The sequence below is a fragment of the Streptomyces sp. Edi4 genome (assembly GCF_040253615.1).
Classification (GTDB): Bacteria; Actinomycetota; Actinomycetes; order Streptomycetales; family Streptomycetaceae; genus Streptomyces.
The window spans coordinates 228,558-249,072 of sequence record NZ_JBEJGY010000004.1 but is presented as its reverse complement, the minus strand read 5'-3'; the positions used below and the strand labels follow the sequence as shown (position 1 = coordinate 249,072).

The window sequence follows — 20,515 nt, the reverse complement described above, 5'->3', positions numbered from 1 at the left end:
CGTCATATGCGATGGTGGTCCGGCCGGTCAGTGGCGGGCGGCCGGGTCGGCGGTGCCCGGCGCATGGGCCGGCCCGGGAAGCGGCGGGGGAGGGGGTGTTCGGGTGCGGCCGTGGAGTGTGGGGAGGACCATTTTGCGGCAGTGGGTGGCCAGCGCCCCGCGCGGCCGCAGGAGGGCGGCCGCGGCCGCCGCCCAGAGCGTTCCTCCCGGCAGGGCGCCCAGCTCGCTGACGGCCAGCCGGGCGGAGAGAGCCAAGGCCAGGCACGGCCCCAGGGCGATGAGCGTCGCGTGAGTCACGAGGCGGACACCGGGGGTCCACCGGGCGGGCGCTGCGACGGGGCGGCGCGAGCTGTCGTCCCGGATGTGGGCCCGCGCGTTCAGGCAGAACATCGCGGGCATGAGGACGAGCCCCATGGCGAGGAGGGTGGCGGCGATGGGGGAGTGCAGCCAGGTGGCGAGCTCGGTCCGGGACGGGAGCTGCGCTCGGGAGAACTGCTCGCGTGGCGCCGGGGCGAGGAAGCGGTGGATGCCGGTTCCGTCCCAGCCGTGGAGGAGCACGAAGAACACGGCGGTGTACCCGCCGACGTACTGCATGCTCGCCGCCCAGACCCGGCCGGCCACGACCAGCCGGTGCGCGCACAGGTAGCCCAGTGTGGCGCTCGCGGTGATACCCGCGCTGAACAACGCCAGCCCCCACGGAGGGACGTGGCGGACGGCGTACATCGTCTCCCAGCCCGGGAAGCGGACCGCGAGCCACATGCCCATGGGGGTGAAGAGGAGCCCGATGAACAGCAGGGTCGCGGTCAGGTCGCGCTCGCGCACCGTGCGCCGCCGGTCGGCGTCTTCGGCCGCGCGCAGTTGCTCGGCCGTGGACAAGGCACAGCCCGCCCCGATGGCGTAGGCCCAGAAGGCGTCCACTTCAACCATGGACGCTTCCCTCGGGGGACGACGGGTGCGGGAGCACGGGGCTGATGCGCTCCTGCGGATGGGGTGTGCCGGCGTGTGCGTCACCGGCGTACGCGGCTACGTCGGGCGGAGGGCAGGCGGTGCACCAGGTGGGCAACCGCACTCCGGCGTACCGCAGTTGGGCGAGCCGGGCGTGGTAGGCGGCCCCGTCGAGCAGTGCGCGCGCGACCTCGGCGACGCGGCGGTTGCGCGGGTCCTGCCAGGAAGTCCCGTGCGTCCAGGCGTTGAACGCGCCCATCGCGGGGCCGCACCAGATCTGGTAGTCACCGGCGCGGGAGGGCTCGCCTTCGACCGCCCAGCGGGAGGACAGGCCCAGATACCAGCGGAACAGCAGGGCCATGCGCTCCTTGGGTTCACGGGCCGCGCGCTCTGCCTGGGAGGGCCGCCGGCGGCTCAGATACTCGGCCACCTCGGCCCACGCCTCGGCGACGGGGCGCCCCAGGACCTGCTCCTCGAGCCGCAGTCGGTCCCTGGGCGAGAGGTCGTCGAGCGTGTCGTGCGTTCGGTAGAGGCGGTACAGCCAGGACGCCCGCCCCGCGAAGAGCGTCCCCCGGCGCAGCACCTGCACGTCCACGCCCATCTCGAACATGTCTGCGGACGGAGCCATCGCGCAGTCGGCGACATCGGCCGCCGCGAGCAGTTCTTTGGCCCGCGCCGACGTGCCGGCCTCCACGCAGGACTGGTTGACGGAGCCGGTGACGAAGTAGTCCGCGCCCAGTGAGAACGCGGCGAAGGCGGCCCGGGGGGTGCCGATGCCGCCCGCCGCTCCGATGGCGACGCCCGCGCCCGGCCCGTTCTCGCGGATCTCTTGGTCGCGCAGGGCGAGAAGGAGAGGGAGTTGCGTGACGAGCGGGCGCCGGTCGGTGTGTCCGGCGGAGTCGGCTTCGACGGTGATGTCGTCGGCCAGGGGCGCGCGCCGGGCGAGTTCGGCCTGGTCGGCGGTGAGGCGCCCGTCCCGGACCAGTTCCGTCACCAGCTCCTCGGGCGCCGGACGCAGGAAGAAGGCCGCCGTGGCGGCTTGGGACACCTTGGCGATGACGCGGTGCGTGGCGCGTACGGTGCCGTCGGGCCCCTGCCGCAGCCCTGCCGCCCGGTAGCGGACCAGATCGAGAGTGGGCCGCAGGAACGCGGACGCCTCGACGCACGGGACGCGGTGACGCAGGTACAGGTCGACGCACCGGCGTTCGGCGGCGGGCTCGGCCGGGCTGTGGATCAGATTGCAGGCCCACGGAAGCCCGGGCAGCCGGCGCCCCAACCGCCGTACGGCGTCCTCGACTTGGGGCGCGGGCAGCCCGGCCGCCCCGAAGGAGGCGAGGCAGCCGGCGCGGGCCATGGCCACCACCAGATCCACGGAGGAGATCCCCGCCGCCATGGAGCCCGCCATGTACGGGAAGCGCAGCCGGTGGCGGTCGAGGAAGGCGGGTGAACCCAGGTGGCGCGCGCTGACGGGCGCCGCCACCGCGACCACTCGGACGCCGGGCCCGGGCCGTTCGGTCGTCGTCCCGGTGCGTCCGTCGATCTGCACCACGTAACACGGCCGCTCGAGGTCGGCCAGGTCGTAGCGGACGCCCGCGAGGTCGAAGTGCACGGTCATGACGCCCTCCGTCCCGTCGTGCCGCCCGCGACCTGGAGAGCGATGTCGTCCACGGCATAGATGCGCAGGCCGTCCCGCCACACGCTGCCCTCGGCCAGCACCGTCGTGCCGGCATCCGTGCGGATGACCTCGCGCAGATGCACCTCGGCCTGGAGCGCTCGGTGGTGTGGCTGGATCTGGCCGCGATACGTCCAGCGCAGCTCGGCGCCGAGCGCCGGTCGCGGCTCGGGCGTCGCGTCGGTGCTGATCCCGGCGGAACGCACGCACACCCGCGCCATCTGGAAAAGCAGCTCGACGCCGCAGGAACCGGGCATGACCGGGTCGTGCAGGAAGTGCTGGCCGAAGTACCAGTCGTCGGGGTCGATGGGCTTGTCGCACAGCAAATAACCGAGGGAGTAGCGTCCACCGTCTGCCACGAAGGAGATGTCGGCGCCCTCCAGAAAGGCGAGCCGCCCCGAGGGTGCGGGGTGTTCGCCGGTGGGTCGCGGCGGCCGGGCGAGGGGCGGCGGTGACTGGCGCCGCAGCCAAGGGGCCACGAGGCGTCCCCCGTCCAGACCCTGCTGCTGGGCGAGGACCGGCTCGGTGAAGAAGCCGTGGACGGCCTCTCCCGTATAGAACGTCTCACCGCCCACGGCCAGTTCGTATCGGTAGCGTTGCAGCAGCGCGCCCGGCAACGGCGTATGGGAGAGCACGGTGGTGGCCTGGCGCACGGTACGGCCCCGCAGGTCCACGGCGCGCACCAGCCGCGAGGAGCCTTCGAGGTTGCGTACGGTCAGGTTCTGATCCGGATACTCACCATAGGCGCCGAGACATGCCCCGACGAACGCGGCCGCCTGGAGTGACGTCTCCAGGAGCGCCAAGTGCGGGACGCCGCCCGCGTTTTGGTCGACGTACCAGGGCGCGTGCGGCACGTCGTACTCCGTGACGTACGACGTGTCCGAGAGGTGGGCGCCCGGCGCGGCCGGGGCGTCGATCATGCGGTCGAGCATCAGGAGGTCACCGCGCGGGAGCCGGGGGCGGATCAGGCAGGCCGAACGGTGGCGGGCCGCGCCGTGTGCGATGCTCAGGTCCCCCTCGGAGGAGTGGGCCATGTGCAGTTCGTGGGCGAACACCTGTCGGCCGTCCGGCGTGCGGCGTGTGCCGCCGCCGCTGTTACCCGGGCCGAGGTCGCGCCCGGGGGGTTCGCGCAGCACGCAGCCCACCCCACGCAGGCGGGCAGCGGTGGTGCGGCCGTCGCCGAAGGACACGTCGGCCACCACATGCGGGCGCGGGACCAGGCCGATCGAGACGATGTCGGCCGCCATCTGGAGCGGGCCGGACAGGCGGGCGCCGTCCCATACCTCGATGTGGACGCACTCCTCGGTCCAGGGCGTCACGGACGGGCCGGGCAGACACAGGTGCAGGCCCTGATGGAGCGCGTGGACGTGCAGGGCCTGCCATGCGGCGGTCAGCAGTGCCGCCCAGTCGGGTGTCTTGGCCCGGCCGCCGGGCGTCGTGGCGGTGACCCGCCCCTGGCCGTGGCGGCCGGTGCCGGAACCGGTCACGACGACTTCGTCCAAAAGCGCGAACCCGGTCGCGCTCAGGGTCCTGGATGGTTCGGCGGGCGCGCAGGACGCGCCGAGGACGCCGGCCAGGTCCCCCGCGGCGAGCCGGTCCAGCTCGGGCCGGCCCAGACGGTCGCGTACCGACTGAGCGAGGGGCCTGAACTGCCGTGGGTACAACGTGAGTTGGCGTACGGGCCACGGCGTCTCGGTGGGCGCGGGTGCCTCGCGGCGGCCGGTCACCCGCGCGACGGCCAGCCCTTCGTGCCGGACCTCCCAGGCCTCTTCGTCGTCCGACGCGACCTCGGTCACGCGCAGGTCGTCGACGGGGACCATCGGGGATGCCGGGCACCACGTCAACGTGGCGCGCAGCACGGATGGTTGCTGCGGCGCGATGGCGACAGGCTCCGTCGGGGACACAGCCAGGGGTGCCCGGAGTCCCGGTGCCAGCAGCGCCTCCTGGAGAGCTTGGTGGGCCCGCAGCGCGGCGTGGTGCGCCGTACGCACGGTGGCCGCCAGTTCTTCCGCGAGCGCGGCGGCACGTGTCGAGCACGGGGCGGGGCCGGGAAGGCCCGGCGGCGCGGAGGCGGGCAGGCCGGGCGGTCTCCGCGCCGTCTGCCCGACGGCCGGACCGGGCCACCACGGGATGACGGGACAGGATGCGTCGAAGCTCAGGTCGTCCATGAATTCTCGTCTGCTCGGACCGGTGTGGAATGGGTGGGTGACCCGGGGTCACGCGGTGGCCGGGCGCGGCGCGGGCCACGCCGCCCGGCTGCCCAGCTCCGGCGCGGCCACGATGCCCTTGACGGCCTCCCAGCGTTGCAGCACCTCACCGCGCCGGTCGCACGCGGTGACGGTGCAGACGAGCTCCAGGGGCTCCTGCTCCAGCAGTTCGACGACGATCACGAACGGTTCGTCGTCCGGCAGCGGCGCGAAGAGCTGGACGCGCTCCACCGCCACCGGCAGGCACCGGTGGCCGCAGAGCCTGCGCCCGAGCAGCGCCGCCGCCTGCAACAGCAGATCGGCCAGCGCCGGGCTGTACAGCGCGCCCGCGTACGCGCCCCGGGCCACCTGGGGGTCGGGCATCCTGGCCACGACCATCAGATACTTGTCGTCCTCCGCCAAGACCGCGCCGAGTCCCTGGAGCAGGGGGCCGTGGAAGAGGAAGCCGTCCCGGTAGGCCGGGTGCGGGTCCCCTTCGGCAGCCGGGGCGGACGGCAGCGACAGACGGGGCGGAGCCGCGTCCCCCGACGCCGTGCGGAACATGCCTTCGTAGCGCGGCAGCGGTGTGTCCACGCCGTCGTCGTGGAAGGACAGCCGCAGGTCGCCCGCGCCGTCGGCCTCGGGCCGCACGACGATCCGCGCGCGCGGCGGCTGCGAGCCGTCCAGTACCAGGCCCTTGCGCACCCGGAAGTCCCGCACCTCGTTCACACGGCGGCCGGACCGCAGCCGCTCGGTCACGTTGACCCCCCACCCGACGGCCGCCGTCATCGGCAGCACGGGAAGGCCGTCGATACTGTGGTCCATCAGGACCGCCTCCTCGGCCAGGCCGTCCAGGCCGCGCAGCACCGTCAGACCCGCCGCGGGCAGCGCGCGTGCCGTGAACACCGAGCGCAGGGGGCCAAGGACGCTCACCGTGCCGACGCCGGGGCCCGCCGCGAGCTCGTCGGTGAAGTGGGCGCATCCCTGCTCGCGCGTGAGCAGCCCGACCCCCAGCTCGGTGAACAGCGCCTGGGCCTCGGCGGATGCCATGCCTCCCTGCCAGGGGCCCCAGGCCATGGCGCGCACCCGGCAGGCGGGATGTGCCATCTGCCAGGCGCAGGCGAACCGGTTCAAGGCCTCGTTCGCCATCGCGTAATCCGTCTGGCGGCCGTTGCCAAAGATGCCGGATACGGAAGTGAAGAGCACCAGGTGGCGCAGGTTCTCGCCCGGCAGCGCGGCCAGCACGTTCAACAGACCGGTCACCTTGGTGTCCACCACGTGTCCGATGTCCTGCGGCGTCTTCAGCGCGAGGGGCTTGTCGGCGAGTACGCCCGCGCCGTGGATCACCCCGGTCACCCGAGGCGCGTAGGGGGCCAGAGCCGCCGCGACCGCGACCGGGTCCGCCACATCGGCCGCCACATAGGAGGCTTCGGCTCCCTGGGCGCGCAGGGCGGCCAGCGTGGTGCGGATCTCGGACTGTTGTTGGACGAGGCGTACCTCGGCGTCCAGCTCGGCGCGTACGGCGGCGGAGTCGACGTCCTTGCCCTGGGCCACCGCGTGCTCCCGACAGGCTGTGACGAGTGCGGCCGGATCGTCGTGGCCGACGGCCCAGGCGGGCAGGTCCCGCAGCGGGGTGCGGCCAAGGAGCACGAAGCCGCAGGACCGCGCGGCCGCGAGGGCGGCGCAGCACCACGCGGTGATGCCGCGCGCGCCGCCGGTCACCACCAGGAGGTCGGCGGCTCCCGGGGCGGTGTCGGCGGCCGGCGCGGGTGCGTCGGGAGCCACGGGCGTGACGGCCAGGGCCGCGCGCCGCGTCCCGTCCCAGGCGACCTCCGCCACCCGGACGGCGTCGGTCGTCTCCGTCACGAAGCACGCGGCGGCCGCGGCCGGATCGCACGCCGGGGCGAAGTCCACGAAACGGCAGAACAGGTCGGGCTCCTCGACCCCGACGGCCTTGACGAGTCCACCCAGACCGCCGAGCAGAGCGGCGGACGGGTCACCGCCGCTCCCGGCGAGGCCGAGAGCGCCGTCCAGTTGGGCCACGGCCGTGAATCCGGCCCGATATCCGGACCCGGTGGTGTCCTTGAGAGCCGGCGTGACGTGTTTGGCGACCAGTACCGCGTGCCGCAACCGGGCCAACGCGGCCGCCGTGCCCGTGCTCTGCGCGTCATGCCCGGCGGCCAGCACGCACAGGTCCAGCCGTTCCGCCGAGGCCAACAGGTCGAGGAGGCGCACGCGCAGAGTCTCCTCATGCCAGTCGCCCAGAGCGACGTGGCCCTTCACCGTGATTCCGGGCAACGCCAACCGCCGAACGTCCCACCCCTGCCCCGCGAGGGCGTCGGACACCGCATCGGCCAGCGCGCTGCCGTCGTCAAGGATCAGGGCGGTGGGCCGGGGGCCGTACGCTTCGGCCAGCGTGTCGGCCGCCGGCAAGTGACACAGCGTCAGGTGTCCGCGTCCCAGCGGTACGGGCTCGGCCGCGGTCTCGTCCTGGTCCGCTGTGGCCGCGGCCCCGGCGGCGATCTCGGCCAGCATGACGGCGAGTTCGCGGACCGTACGCGCCTGGGCGAACCGGTAGATCTCCTCACGCGGCAGGAACGGATAACGTCGCCATGCCTCCGATGCGATTTCGACCTGCTTGAGGGAGTCGATGCCCAAGTCGGCCTGGATGTCCAGGTCGGGCGCGACCATCTCGACGGTGTACCCGGTCTTCTCGGCGACGAGCTCGCGCAGAATCCGCTCGGCCTGTGCCGCGTCCACGGCCCAGGAGGACGGGTCCGGCAGGGCGTCCGGACCGACGGCCTCGCCGCCGTGACCGCCGCCCGGGGCCGAGTCGCCGTTGTGGCCACCGGTCGAGGCCCTCTCGGCGCCGCTACCGCCGTCCCAGGCCGTCTCACCGCCGTGGCCACCGGCCGAGGGCGCCTCGCCGTGGCCCCCGGGCCAGGCCGCCTCGTCGTGGCCCCCGGCCGATGACACCGGGCCGTCCGGACCGACACCGAACTCCGCTGCGGACGCACCGAGTTGGCGGGCCCCCGATGACAGCCCCGCCGATCCTGGTGACGACTGGCGGGGGAGGGGCACCACTGGTCCCGGCCCGGCCGCGACAGCCTTCGAAGCCCCGACGCCGGCTTCGTCGTGGTGCGTCACGCGGGCATCTGGATGCGCCTCTCCGTGCCCCCGGGGAGCGGCCCCGTCCCGTCCCAGCCGTACGAGTTCGAGCATCACGTCCTGGGCGTGGATGTGGGCCCGGCTCAACGCGAGGCTGTGCTCCTTGACCGCCTCCACCTGGGCGAGCAGCGTCGTGTCCGGCTCCTCGCCTGCTGCCCCTGCCACGAGCTCGGTGAGCGTACGAGCCGTGTGCAACTGTCCGTCCAAGTACTGGGTGTGCAGGGCGAGTTGACTGGCTGCGGCGTCCACCAACGGGCCGGGCGCTACGTGGGGGGGTGGCGCGGCGACAGTCTCCGGGACCGGGGGCGCCGCATCCATGGGGGTGGCGGACGCGCACTGGTACGTCTGCGCGAGGGCGCTCTCGTACTGCGGCCGGCGCGCCTCCACCGCGAAGGACGGCCCTTCCAGAAGCCGCGCCACGGGTGAGGCCGCGGCGCGTGGCGCGGGAACGGGCGCCTGGTGGCGGTTGATGTCCTCGATCCCCAGGCCGAGCACCGCGAGGCGCAGGGCCGCGTAGGCCAGGGCCGCCGCACTGTCGGTGCCGACCCCGCCATCCGTGGCGACCACCTGGACCGAGGCGTCGTCCACGATGCGCGTGACGAGCCGGCTCAGCACCTGTCCCGGCCCGAACTCGACGAAGACGCGGAATCCGTCGGCGTACATCTCCCGCACCCGGCCCGCGAAGTCCACGGGCCGCAGCATCTGTTCGCTCAGCGTGCGCACGTTGGCCCCCGCGTCGTCGCCGTACGAAGCGTCCGGCGCCCCGGCGAACACCGGCGTGGCCGGAGCCGGCACACCCACCGCGGCGACGGCCCGCGCGAAGGTGTCGGCGGCGTGTTTGACCAGCGGGGTGTGGAACGCCCCCGCGACGGGCAGCCGATGCGTCACCAGGCCTCGGCCCCGGCAGTCGTCGGCCAGGCTCTCGATGGCAGAAGTGGGGCCGCCCACGACCAGCTCATCCGGCGCGTTGAGGTTGCACAGCGTCAACTCGCGGTGCGCGCAGGTGAGTTCGTCCCACTCGGCTCGCGAGGCCCGGAGGGCGAGCATGGCTCCGCTGTCGCGGTCATCCGCGTCGGCCGTCGGCTCCATGGCCTGCCCGCGTTGGCGTGTCAGGGTCAGGCAGCCGTCGTCGGTGAGACTTCCGGCGGCCCACAGCGCGATCAGTTCGCCGCAGCTGTGACCCAGCAACCCGTGCGGGGTGAGGCCCAGTTCGGACAGGTAGCGGTACTGCCCCATGGCCAGCGCTCCGATGGCGGCCTGCGCGCAGGAGGTGCGCCGCAGCCTGGCCGCGGCGACCCCGGGGTCCTCCTGTCCCAAGACGGGGAAAACCACGTCGGCCAATGTTTCGAGACCCAACTCACCCGGGGTCCAAAGGGCGTTGGCGCGGTCGAAGTACGCCCGCACCGGCGGGATGGCGAGCAGGGCGTGCCGGCCCATGCCGACGTACTGGCTCCCCTGCCCAGCGAAAAGGGCCGCTACCTTGGCCCCGGACGGCAGCGCGCTCCGCCGGTAGACCACCTGGCCGGGCAGCTCCCAGCTCTCGGCCGCTGGATCGCCCTCCAGCCGGTCGATCGCCCGTGCCACCAACGACGTCCGCTCGGAGCGCGACGCGGCCACGACTCCCAGACGGACGTGCCCGGCGGGGACCGGGCCGCCCCCGCCCGGCGCCGCGCCCGCGCGCAGCTTCGCCAGCAGACCGTCCACGTCCGGCGCGTGCCACAGGTGAGCCGTCGGCGTGGTGTGCCACACCGGCGCGCCGTCCCCCGCGGCGGGGTACTCCTCCAGAAGCGCATGGAAGTTGACGCCGCCGAAACCGAAGGCGGAGACCCCGCCGCGCCGCGTCGGGCGGTGGGGCTCACGGACCCAGGGCCGAGCCTGCTGATTGACGTAGAGCGCGTCGCGGTCGGCCGCGTCGCTCACCGTGTCGACGTTGATGGTCGGGGGGAGCACCTTGTGGTGCAGGGCGAGCGCGGTCTTGATGAGGCCGGCCGCTCCGGCCGCCGCCTTCGTATGACCGATCTGGGACTTCACGCTGCCCACCGCGGCCCGGTGGGCGGCCCCGGCAGGCGCCAGGAACGCGCTCAGGGCGCCGAGTTCCACGGCGTCACCCACCGCGGTGCCGGTCCCGTGCGCCTCGATGAGCTGGACGGAGCCGACCGGCAGTTCGGCGTCCTCGTAGGCCCGTCGCAGAGCGGCCAGCTGCCCCTCACCGCTCGGCCCGTAGATGCTCGGTGTCCGCCCGTCGCTCGAGCTGCCGAGGCCGCGCAGCACGGCGTAGATCCGGTCTCCGTCCCGCTCGGCGTCGGACAGCCGCTTGAGCGCGAGCATGCCGATGCCCTCGCCGATCAGCGTTCCGTCGGCCGAGCTGTCGAAGGGCCGGACGGTGCCCCGGGGCGAGAGGGCGGGCGTCTTGCTGAAGCACATGAAGGTGGTGACGGAATTGTCCGCGTCGCAGCCGCCCGTGATCATCAGGTCGGCCCGGTGCTCGACCAGTTCGCTGACCGCCATGCGCAGCGCTGCCAGCGAGCTGGCGCACGCCGCGTCGACCGTGCAGTTCGTCGCGCCGAACCCGAAGCGGTTGGCGATGCGGCCGGCGACCACGTTGGCGAGCGTGCCGGGGAAACTGTCCTCGGTCCATCCCGGGGACGCGGCCTTGAACCTGCGCTCGATCTCGTCGGCGTCCCGCGCCGAAAGCCCGCAGCTGAGCGCGGCCTCCCGCACCGCGGGACCGTGGAGCCGTGACCCGAGTGGCGACATGGTCGTGTTCTGGCCGCACACGCCGAGGATCACACCGGTACGTGAAGGGTCGTACCAATCCGCGTCGGCGCAGCCGGCGTCCGCCAGTACGTCCCGGGCGACCTGGAGGCTGAGCAGCTGGACCAGACCGATGGAATCGAGGGTCGACGGCGGCATCGAGAATTCCGCGGGGTCGAATACCGTCGGCGGCAGGAATCCGCCGCGCCGGGCATATGTTTTGTCCTCGGCGAACATGTCGGAGTCGTAATGATCGGCGAGCCGCCAGCTCTTCTCCGGTACCTCGGTGATGCAGTCACGTCCCGTCATCACATTCCGCCAGAATTCTCTGATGTCCGCCGCTTGCGGAAACATCCCGGCTACGCCCGTCACTGCGATGGGGCTGCGCGCCAACCGAAATGCTTCTGCGTGCGTCATCGTGCTCCGTCCTCGGTGGGAAAGTGGTGAGATCATCGCAACAACTCCCGGGCGGCCCGGCGTGCCCGGCCGACATGGGGACCGGCCCCGAGAGGCACCAAACAGTGCCATGTCAGGAGAGCCCGAAGGTTCATGGCAGGCTCGGCGCCCTGACGTTGACGGGTGCCCTGGGAGCCGACGTGCGGCTTCAGCAGTGACTTTTCCCGAACCGAGGAGCGCGGTGAAATACCCACTTCGAGTGAGGCGTGCGTGTTGCCGTTCCCGGAAGCATTGGTGTTGCCGACGGCAGTGCGGTAGGAAGATACGCCTTCACGCGTCGGCCGATATACCTACGAGGTGAACGACGGAAGTCGGACTCGAAGCGGTGCGAGTTGATGAAGACAAACAAATGCCACGGTGGCGGGCTCCTACGGCAGAGCCCGCCGCCGCCCTGGCGCTCTCACGGGCACGCTGCGGGTGCGATGCCCCTGTCCCCGGCAGGGTCGTCGGCGCAATCGCCGGCAGGCGCTTTCGCGGATCGAGGCGTTTCCGTGGCCGTCAGAACGAGGACGGCTTGGTCGTCGTCGATGTCGTGGCCTCCGGTGAAGGCCCGAACGGCTTCGATCACGGTGTCGATGACGTACCGGGCGCCGGACGGACGCCCCGCGCGGGACAGGGCATCGGCGAGACGCTGTTCGCCGAACTGCTCTCCGTCGCCGGCGCGCGCCTCGGTGATGCCGTCGGTGTAGAGAAGCAGGCTCTCGTGGGGGCGCAGCCGCAGCCGGTGGGGTGTCACGTCCGGGTCGGCCGAGACACCCAGCAGTGAACCGGGCGCCTCGACGGCCCGCGCGGTGCGGCCGTCGTCGAGAACCAGGGGCAGGGTGTGGCCGGCGCGGACGAGTTCGATGTCGAGGCCGTCAGGAGCGGGCGAGAGCTGACCGTAGACGAGGGTGACGAAGCCGCCGCCGTGACTGCCGGGGCGGTTGAGCAAGGCCCGGTTGACGGCCTTGACGACGTCCTCGGGTCCGTGCAGGAAGGGGGCGACGGCGCGCGCGGTGTGGCGGACAAGCGCGGTGGTGGTGGCGGCGATGGCGCCCCGGCCGCAGACGTCGCCGAGCATGAACGCCCAACGGCCGTCGTCCAGGGGGAAGACGTCGTAGAAGTCGCCGCCGACGTCGAGTCCTTCGCCGGCGGGGTGGTAGTAGGTGGCCACATCCGTTCCCGGCACGGTCGGCAGGTCCGGCAGGAGCAGGCCGGCCTGGAGGTCGCGGGCGAGGGCGGTCCGGTGGGCGTACTGACGGGCGTTGTGGGCGGCCGAACCCGAGCGACGGGCGAGCTCTTCGGCCAGGGCGACGGTGTGACCGTCAAAGGTGTGCTCGTCCGTCGTCAGCAGCGTCACGGTGCCGAACGCGCTGCCCCGGTCCATGAGGGGAACGCACAGGTAGCCGGTGACGCCCAGATCGTGCCACGGCCCGGGCCCGGTGGGGGCGCGGCGGGCGACCTCGCTCACGCCGGAGGCCAGCACACGGGACACGGCGTCGTCGTCGGCGTCGTAGACCGGGATGTGGGACGCGAGCAGGTCCTGCTGCGCCTGGGTGGGAGCGGCGGTGGCGACCCGGACCACGCGTCCGCCCTTGACGATGTCGACGGCGCACAGCGGAGCGAGCCTCGGCACGCACGAGGCGGCGAGGCGCTGGAGGGTCTGGCCGGCGTCGAGGTCGGAGGTCAGGGCGGCGCTGGCATCCAGGAGGAAGGCGAGGTCGTCGCGCGCGGCCTTCTCACGTGCCTCGGCCGCCAGACGTGCCTTTTCCGCCGTGTCGCGCTCGATGGCCAGGGCGGCGGTGCCCGCGAAGACACGCGCCAGCGCGAGATCCGCCTCCTGCGGAGCGCGGGGCACGCGGTGGTACATCGCGAAGGTGCCCAGAAGCGAACCGTCGCGGGCCAGGATCGGAGTGGACCAGCAGGCGGCGACGCCGGCTCGATCGGCCAGGTCGCGGAAGTCGTCCCAGAAGGGATCGGTGGCGATGTCGGTGACGATCACCGGTTGCCGCCGGTGCGCGGCGGTGCCGCACGAACCTATGCCTTCACCCGTGGCGATGCCGTCGATGGCCCGGTTGTAGAAGTCGGGCAGGCTCGGGGCCGCGCCGTGACGCAGGTGTCGGCCGTCGGGGTCGGCAAGCAGCACGGAGACCAGCACCTCCTCGGGCGCCAGCTCCTCGATGACGTGCGCCATACCGTCCAGCACCTCCGGCAGCGGGGCCTGCCGCGCGATCTGCTCAAGGAGGGCCCGGTGCTCCGCGGTGAGGCGCTGGGCGTGCTTGATCTGGGTCGTCTCCACGCCGATCATGCGTACGCCCATGACGTTTCCGCCAGCGTCCAGGCGGGGCTCGTAGGAGAAGTCGAAGAACGCCTCCCGCACCGAGTCCCCTCGGCCCAGCACGACCCGCGCGTCATGTCCGGTGTGGGGCTTCCCGGTGCGGTAGACGCGGTCCAGCAGGGTGATGACTCCTTGCGCCGCAAGCTCCGGCACCATCTGCCCCAGAGGCATCCCGGTCCGGCGGGGCTCGCCGCCACCCAGGGCGGCGAAGAACGCGGCGTTGGCCGTCTCCAGCATGTGCGCCGGGCCGGCCAGGGAGGCGAACACGGACGCCGACTGCCCGAACAGCGCCCGCAGATCGTCCTCCTCCCCGCCCCTGACGCCACCGGACGCGCCGCCGGACGCACCGGCGGCCTCGACGAGCCGGCCCGGCTGCGGCTTCGGTACACGCGTCATGCGCGCTGCCCCTCATTCAGTCGGACCGAGCCCGCGCCACCGGCGGGGGAACCCTTGTCCGCGGCCAGAGCCCCGGCCATGTCGGCGTGCACGGAGAGCACCTGGTTCAGACCCGTCAACTCCAACAAACGCGACACCTTGGCCGGTACGGACGCAAGCCGGAACGCGCGGTCGCGCAAGGACAACTGCTGGTGCAGCCGGACGAGTTCACCGATGCCCGAGGAGTCGCAGAACGACAAAGCGGCGCAGTCGACCACCACCGGTCCGGCCGCCCGCCCCTCCAGCAGCTCCTTGTTCCCGGCCTCGCGCAGCTGCTCCACGCTGTCGTGGTCGAGTTCTCCGCGCAGCGCGAACACCACGCTGTGCCCGTCCCGCCTGACGTTCACCGAGAACACCCTCAGCTTCCTCCGTGTGAAGCGCTGACCGCCAACCCCCTCTTGGAGGGAGACCGGCTTCGGGCGCCGCCTACCCCGGAAAGGTGCTTCGGAACCGTACGTTCTTGACCGAGGGGGCCGGCGTGGGCCGGTGTGTCCGCCGGGGTCAGAGTCCGGCGTCTTCGGCGGTGTCGACGTGGACGGCTGCTTTGCGTTCCATGGGGATGCTGTCGAGTACGGGGTAGGGGCGTGGATACATGGCGCCGATCTGGAAGCGCTGACTGAGCACGTCGGCGAAGGCGGCCGCGATGCGCAGCTCGCCGTCGGGGTTGGGGTGGGTGTCGTCCCAGGTGTGGTCGGACGCGGTGAACTCGGCTGCGGTGTCGGCCACTTCGATGGGGGAGAGCGGCCGGCGGAGTTCTGTGGCGACGGCGCGGAGGCGGTCGTTGCACTTGCTCACGCGCTTGGAGAGGTCGAAGTCCTGCGTAGCCCTGACGGTCTCCAGGATGGTGCCGAGGACGAGGCGGACGGCGTGGTGTCCGGCGCGGGCGTTGGCGATGAATTCACGCAGGTTGGCTTCGAACTGCTCCGGGGTGACGTCGTACCAGACCAGGTCGTTGATGCCGAGGAGTACGAGGACGAAGTCGGGCCGGTAGGTCGCCACATACTCCTGGATGGTGGTCTTGGCGACGATGTAGGGCTGTCCCCACTTGGCGGCATGGTCGCGGTCGAACCTGGTGTCGGCGTATGTGTTGTCGCCGTCGCCGGTCTCCTCGGTCCGGATGTTGTCGAGCGTTTTGAAGGGGCCGACGAAGTCCACCCGCACACGGTTTTCCTCGAGGTGCTTCCAGAGGCGGAAACGCCAGGTCCAGTCGCCGCTGCTGCCGTGGCTGATCGAATCCCCGACGATCATCAGGGAGACGTCCACGGCGTCGGGGTTGTCGTAGTCGGCGGAGGGCGCGGGAGTCGTCATGGGGGAGGCTCCATTCGGCGGGTTCCGGCGGCGCTTTTCCGGGTCGGGGAACGGGTTCGGGGACGGGGGCGTGGTGTGGGTGCGGGGGCTGCGCGACGACCGGTCGTCGCGACCAACGGTCCTCTCTGCGCTCCCGTGGCACCCGCCGTGTTACCCCACCCGGGCTAGTCACAATGCCGGTGACTTAGATGCCGAGGGCTCGTTGGTTGTGGTGTGGCGAGGGTGGGGCAGGTCAAGTCGTCTGCGGGCGGGCGTGTGTCGGACCGGATTGCGATCGGGGTGCTGACGCGGGCGTTTCCGCGGCAACTGGTCGACGAGGTGATCGCGGAGACCGGGCGGGGCGAGCAGCGCAGTCGGCTGCTGCCCGCACGTGTGGTTGTGTACTTCGTGCTGGCGATGTGTCTGTTCTTCGGGCAGCCGTATGAAGAGGTCGCGCGGCTGCTGGGCGAGGGGCTGGGGAACCGGGAGCGGTCCTGGCGGGTGCCGACGACTGCCGCGATCGGGCGGGCGCGTCGGCGCCTGGGTTGTGAGCCGTTGAGGATGCTGTTCGCGCGGGTGTGCCGTCCGGTGGCGGTGCCGGATACGGCGGGTGCCTGGTATCGGCGGTGGCGTCTGGTGGCGGTGGACGGCACGACCTTGGACCTTGCGGACACAGCGGAAAACGACAGCTTCTTCGGCCGCCCGGGCTCGGGCCGGGGGACGGGTGCTTTCCCGCAGGCCAGGCTTGTGGCACTGGCGGAGTGCGGGACTCACGGGGTGTTCGGGGCGGCGGTCGGTCCGTTGTCGGTGAGTGAGCCGGTGCTGTCCCGGCAGCTGTTGCCCCGCCTGCGGGCGGGGATGCTGCTGCTGGCCGACCGGGGCTTTTACGGGTTCGAGTTGTGGCAGGCCGCCCGGGCAACGGGCGCGGACCTTTTGTGGAGGATGCGTAAGAGCGCGGCTCTGCCCGTGGTGCAGGTCCTGGCCGATGGCTCTTACCTCAGCGCGGTCCATGCCGAGCCGGACCGCAGGAGTCGCCGCAGCCCGGTGGTGGTCCGGGTGATCGAGTACACCCTTGCCGGCACCGGCGAGGCCACCGTCTACCGACTGTTGACCACCCTGCTCGACCCTGAGCAGGCACCGGCGATGGAGCTGGCCGTGCTCTATGCCCAGCGGTGGGAGATCGAGACCACCCTGGACGAGATCAAGACCCATCAGCGCGGCCCGAAGCTCGTCCTGCGCTCGAGATACCCGTGGGGCGTGGAGCAGGAGATTTACGGCTTCCTCCTGGTGCATCACGCCGTCCGGCAGCTGATGCACCAGGCCGCCACCGGCCAGGGCCTTGATCCCGACCGGCTCTCCTTCACACGGTCCCTGCGGATCGTGCGCCGCCAGGTCCCGGCCCAGGCGGCGTTTTCCCCCCGGCAGACTCACCCGGGCACTGACCCGCACCCTGGCTGAGATCACCGAACGCCTGCTGCCTCCACGCCGCCACCGGACCTGCCCCCGAGTCATCAAACGCAAGATGTCCAACTGGCCGCTCAAACGGACCGAGCACCGCAACGGGACACCACCCGCACCAGACACCGTCACCATCACCCGGCACGACAGAACCTAAGTCACCGGCATTGGGGCTAGTCATGGGCGGACCCGGCAGCCTTCCCCTCATCGGCCTCATCCGTCTCCTGGTCGGCGGTGCGGTTGGCTCGGTCGATCTCGGCCATGTGGTCCTCCGCCCAGGTCCGCAGCGCCGCGAGCGCTACTTCCAGGGACAGCCCCAGTTCGGTGAGCCGGTAGAAGACGCGCGGCGGCACGCTCGGCTCGACCCGGCGTGACACCAGCCCGTCGCGGGTCAGACCGCGCAGCGTCACGGACAGCATCTTCTGCGAGACCCCGGGCATCCGGCGTCTCAGCTCCGCGAAGCGCACCTCGTCCGGTGCGGCGTCGGCCAGCGTCTTGACGGCCATCGACGTCCACTTCGTACCGATGCGGTCCAGCAACCGCCGTGTCGGGCACAGGGGATCGAACACATCACCCCGCGCCTCGGTACGCGCGGCCGGGGCTCCTCGGGTGGTCACCTGGGGCTCACCACCTTCCCTGAAAGTGCCGTCTGGGCAGCGCCCAGACGGTTACCTATCGTTTGCTGGTAACCAATCGTAACCGCCTAATTCGGGGAGTCACCTTGCCTTTCGCCACCGCACACCGACTGCGCCGCGTCACGACGAACGGGGTCGAACTCAACGTCGCCGTCGCGGGGGAGGGACCGGCGGTCCTGCTGCTGCACGGCTTCCCTCACACCTGGCAGGTCTGGCAGGAGATCATGGACCCGCTGGCCGACCGATACCGGGTCATCGCCCCGGACCTAAGAGGCTTCGGCGCCAGCACACGGGCCCTCGACGGGTACGACGCGGGCACCCTCGCCGCCGACGCCGAAGGGCTGCTCGACGCGCTCGGCGAGACCTCGGCGGCGGTGGTCGGCATCGACGCGGGGGCCGCGCCCGCCGTCCTGCTCGGGTTGCGCCGACCCGGCCTCGTCCGCCGTCTGGTGGTGATGGAGGCCCTGCTCGGTCGCCTGCCGGGGGCGGAACACGTCCTCGCGGACGGCGCCCCCTGGTGGTTCGGCTTCCACGCCGTCCCCGGCCTCGCCGAGACCGTACTGGCCGGCAACGAGGCCCTGTACATCGAGTGGTTCCTCAATGCGGGGACGCTCGGGCGGGGAGTGCCCGACGACATCCGCGCGGCCTTCGTCGAGGCGTACACCGGGAGCGAGGCGCTGCGCTGCGCGTTCTCCTACTACCGGGCGCTGCCCACCAGCGGGCGGCAGCTCGCGGACGCCGTCGCGACAGCTCGCCTGACCATGCCGACCATGGCCATCGGCTCGCACCCCGTCGGCCCCGACCTCGAACGCCAACTTCGCTCTGTCGCGGATGACTTGACCGGACACCGCCTCCAGAACTGCGGGCACATCATCCCCCTCCACCAGCCCGAGGCGTTGCTCGCGCTCCTTGCGCCCTTCCTTTCCGCGGACCTGCCGAAGTGACCCACGGAATGCAGAGGATTCAAGAGCCGAGGCTCCGGGAAGGGGCGGAACTCGCCCGACAGTAGGGCAAGTTGGCTCGGCTCCGGGGAGTACCGCCCACGATCCGAGTCTCCGCCCCTCACCGAGCGAGCACGGCCGGCAAATCGGCGCGGGGCGCGGGGCGCGGGGCGCGGGGCGAAGAACGAGCTCGGGCGGGGGGAGCGGAGCCGGAGGCCGGTGGTGGGATGGAACCGGCCGTAGGTGGCCCCTTCAGTGTCCAGTAGTCATGGCCCTCAGCCGATAGCGAAGGTGGCACCGGGCGTGGCGCGAACGATGGGGCCGTCGTACCGGGCCGAGGCGCGCGCCACGGCCTGTTCCGGGGTGAGGAACCGGCCGACGTGCGTGACGATCAGCCGGCCCGCCTGAGCCTCGCGGCCCGTTTCGCCGGTGTCCTCGGGGGCGTGGTGCACCTGCTCGTCCTCGGCGGGCGCCTCGGCGCTCTCGGCCTCGCACAGCAGCACGTCGCACCCTGCGGCGAGCCGTCCTAGGTTCACGCACGGCGCCGTGTCCCCGGAATGGACCAGCGAGCGCCCCTCGGTTTCGATGCGTACTCCGAAGGCCGGGATGCCGTGCGTCATCGCGCGGCTGGTCATGTGAGGGCGCCCACGTGCGCCTGGTGGCCGTCCGTCAGCTCCTGGATGGCGAAGGCGGACTCGCCCGGGCTGCGCGTGGAGGTGTTGGTGAGGAAGTGGGCCAACTGGTCGGCGATACCCGGCGGTCCGTACAACGGGATGGGGGTGGCGAGCCGGATGTCGGCATGGAGCGCCGCGTAATAGGCGGTGAGCAGGTCCGCGCTGTGATCGGCGTGCAGATGCGAAATCCATATCGCGTCCACCTCGTCGAACCAAACATACCGCTGCAACCGCGCCGGCGTCCCGCTGCCGGGAAAGAACAGGTGGTTGGCCTCCTCGTGGATCCGGATCGTCACCTCGGGGCGGCGCCCCAGAGCGCGTTGCCAGCCCGTCAGGTCGTCGGCGACGGTCACTTGGTAGTCCCGGCCGCCCTGAAGATCAGCATCGGGCAGGACGGGAGGAACTGATCGGTGGGCTGCGTGCGGCCATCGCGCCGAGACTCACCAACCGCCCGAGTCCCGAGCGAGCGCAATACCTGCTCAGTCCCGTCCTCTTTCCGATGGAAGCCCGGGGACTGGAGGGCGAGCGGCCGGCGGCAGAGGCTGAGCGGACCGACGCATGATCGGCCGGCCGGGCGCGTGGCCGAGCGCCGCCAGCCGACTGTCGTGAGCCGGGGCCGTCGTTACCGGATCCTCTCGTGACCCGCGCTGCCGCGACCGGCTGCCGCGACCCGCGCCGGTGCGAACGCAACCGCACGCGCGTCGGCGCAGGGGTTGCCGTCAGGCGGCGGCGCCGCCGTCGATGACGAGGTCGGCGCCGACGATCGATGCGGCGTCCGGCGACGCCAAGTACAGCACGGCTGAGGCGACTTCGGCGGTGGAGGAGACCCGTCCCAGCGGCGACGCGCTCTTCATGCGGGCCGCGCGGTCGGCATCGGTCTCGCCCGGTCGCAGCGACATGGCGGTGTCGGAGGGGCCGGGACTGACGGCGTTGATGCGGATGCCGTCGGCGATGTGGTCCAGGGCCGCCGCCCTGGTGAGGGCGGAGACGGCCGCCTTGCCGGCCAGGTAGCCGGCCAGGCCCGGAAGTCGGCTGTGCGCGCCCAGGTTGGAGGCGATGTTGACGATCGCGCCGCCGGTGGGCTGTTGCCGCATCTGAGCCACTTCGGCCTGGAGGCTGAGGAGTACGCCGGTGACGTTGATGTCCAGCATGGTGCGCCAGTCCGCCTCGGGGAGGTCCGCTATGGGGGCGCCGCCCCGGAAGACGCCGGCATTGTTCACGGCGACATCAAGGCTGCCGAAGCGTTCGACGGTATGACGGACCAGGGCCCTGACGTCCTCGGAACGCGTCACATCCGCGGTGACCGCGACGGCCGAACCACCTTCCTTCTCGATCAGCGCGACCGTCTCGTCGAGCGCCGCGGCGGTACGTCCGGCTCCGACGACCGAGGCACCTTCGGCCGCGAAGGCGAGAGCGACGGCCCGGCCGATGCCGGAGCCCGCGCCGGTGACGAGGACGGTCTTTCCGGTGAAGCGTGCGGTCATGGTGGTGGCTCCTTGGGTCAGCACTTGGTTGTTCGAGGTACGGGATTCGGGGTTCCGGGTCGGGCGTCGGGAGTTGAGGTTGGGGGCGTTGGGGGGCGCGGGG

11 protein-coding genes and 1 pseudogene are annotated in these 20,515 nt (G+C 72.0%); 2 read left to right on the top strand and 10 right to left on the bottom strand.

Features of this window, described 5'->3' with window-relative positions:
* Positions 1-27: 27 nt before the first annotated feature.
* The 7 genes from ABR738_RS03165 to ABR738_RS03135 form a co-directional block, all read right to left on the bottom strand.
* Positions 28-927: a hypothetical protein gene (locus ABR738_RS03165; protein ID WP_350228411.1), complete on the bottom strand. Its 900-nt coding sequence runs from the start codon at positions 925-927 to the stop codon at positions 28-30.
* Positions 920-2,560, bottom strand: a complete 1,641-nt coding sequence (locus ABR738_RS03160) for a PfaD family polyunsaturated fatty acid/polyketide biosynthesis protein (RefSeq protein ID WP_350228410.1) — start codon at positions 2,558-2,560, stop codon at positions 920-922. The genes ABR738_RS03165 and ABR738_RS03160 overlap by 8 nt, the downstream gene beginning before the upstream one ends.
* Positions 2,557-4,785 (bottom strand): 3-hydroxyacyl-ACP dehydratase, encoded by a 2,229-nt coding sequence (locus ABR738_RS03155; RefSeq protein WP_350228409.1) that lies wholly within the window; start codon positions 4,783-4,785, stop codon positions 2,557-2,559. Before ABR738_RS03155 ends, ABR738_RS03160 begins: the two co-directional genes overlap by 4 nt.
* Before the next feature lie 48 nt (positions 4,786-4,833).
* Positions 4,834-11,142, bottom strand: a complete 6,309-nt coding sequence (locus ABR738_RS03150) for an SDR family NAD(P)-dependent oxidoreductase (RefSeq protein WP_350228408.1) — start codon at positions 11,140-11,142, stop codon at positions 4,834-4,836.
* Positions 11,143-11,581: 439 nt separating this feature from the next.
* On the bottom strand, positions 11,582-13,894 hold the full coding sequence (locus ABR738_RS03145; RefSeq protein WP_350228407.1) for a SpoIIE family protein phosphatase: 2,313 nt from the start codon (positions 13,892-13,894) through the stop codon (positions 11,582-11,584).
* Positions 13,891-14,280 (bottom strand): STAS domain-containing protein, encoded by a 390-nt coding sequence (locus tag ABR738_RS03140; RefSeq protein WP_350228406.1) that lies wholly within the window; start codon positions 14,278-14,280, stop codon positions 13,891-13,893. Before ABR738_RS03140 ends, ABR738_RS03145 begins: the two co-directional genes overlap by 4 nt.
* Before the next feature lie 154 nt (positions 14,281-14,434).
* Positions 14,435-15,241, bottom strand: a complete 807-nt coding sequence (locus ABR738_RS03135) for a GDSL-type esterase/lipase family protein (protein WP_350228405.1) — start codon at positions 15,239-15,241, stop codon at positions 14,435-14,437.
* 213 nt (positions 15,242-15,454) lie between these two features.
* On the opposite strand from ABR738_RS03135, the gene ABR738_RS03130 reads away from it, so the two are divergent.
* Positions 15,455-16,678 carry an IS4 family transposase gene (locus ABR738_RS03130; RefSeq protein ID WP_350228404.1) on the top strand — a complete coding sequence of 408 codons (1,224 nt, stop codon included), beginning with the start codon at positions 15,455-15,457 and terminating at the stop codon, positions 16,676-16,678.
* 173 nt (positions 16,679-16,851) lie between these two features.
* Here ABR738_RS03130 and ABR738_RS03125 read toward each other — a convergent pair whose 3' ends face one another.
* On the bottom strand, positions 16,852-17,295 hold the full coding sequence (locus ABR738_RS03125) for a winged helix-turn-helix transcriptional regulator (protein WP_350228403.1): 444 nt from the start codon (positions 17,293-17,295) through the stop codon (positions 16,852-16,854).
* A gap of 104 nt (positions 17,296-17,399) precedes the next feature.
* On the opposite strand from ABR738_RS03125, the gene ABR738_RS03120 reads away from it, so the two are divergent.
* Complete coding sequence (locus ABR738_RS03120) at positions 17,400-18,257, top strand: alpha/beta hydrolase (protein WP_350228402.1); 858 nt, start codon at positions 17,400-17,402, stop codon at positions 18,255-18,257.
* Between the two features lie 272 nt (positions 18,258-18,529).
* Here ABR738_RS03120 and ABR738_RS03115 read toward each other — a convergent pair.
* Together ABR738_RS03115 and ABR738_RS03110 are read right to left on the bottom strand one after the other, a co-directional pair.
* Positions 18,530-19,224 (bottom strand): annotated as a pseudogene (locus tag ABR738_RS03115) (MBL fold metallo-hydrolase).
* Between the two features lie 423 nt (positions 19,225-19,647).
* Positions 19,648-20,412, bottom strand: a complete 765-nt coding sequence (locus tag ABR738_RS03110) for an SDR family NAD(P)-dependent oxidoreductase (protein WP_350228401.1) — start codon at positions 20,410-20,412, stop codon at positions 19,648-19,650.
* Between the last annotated feature and the right edge of the window lie 103 nt (positions 20,413-20,515).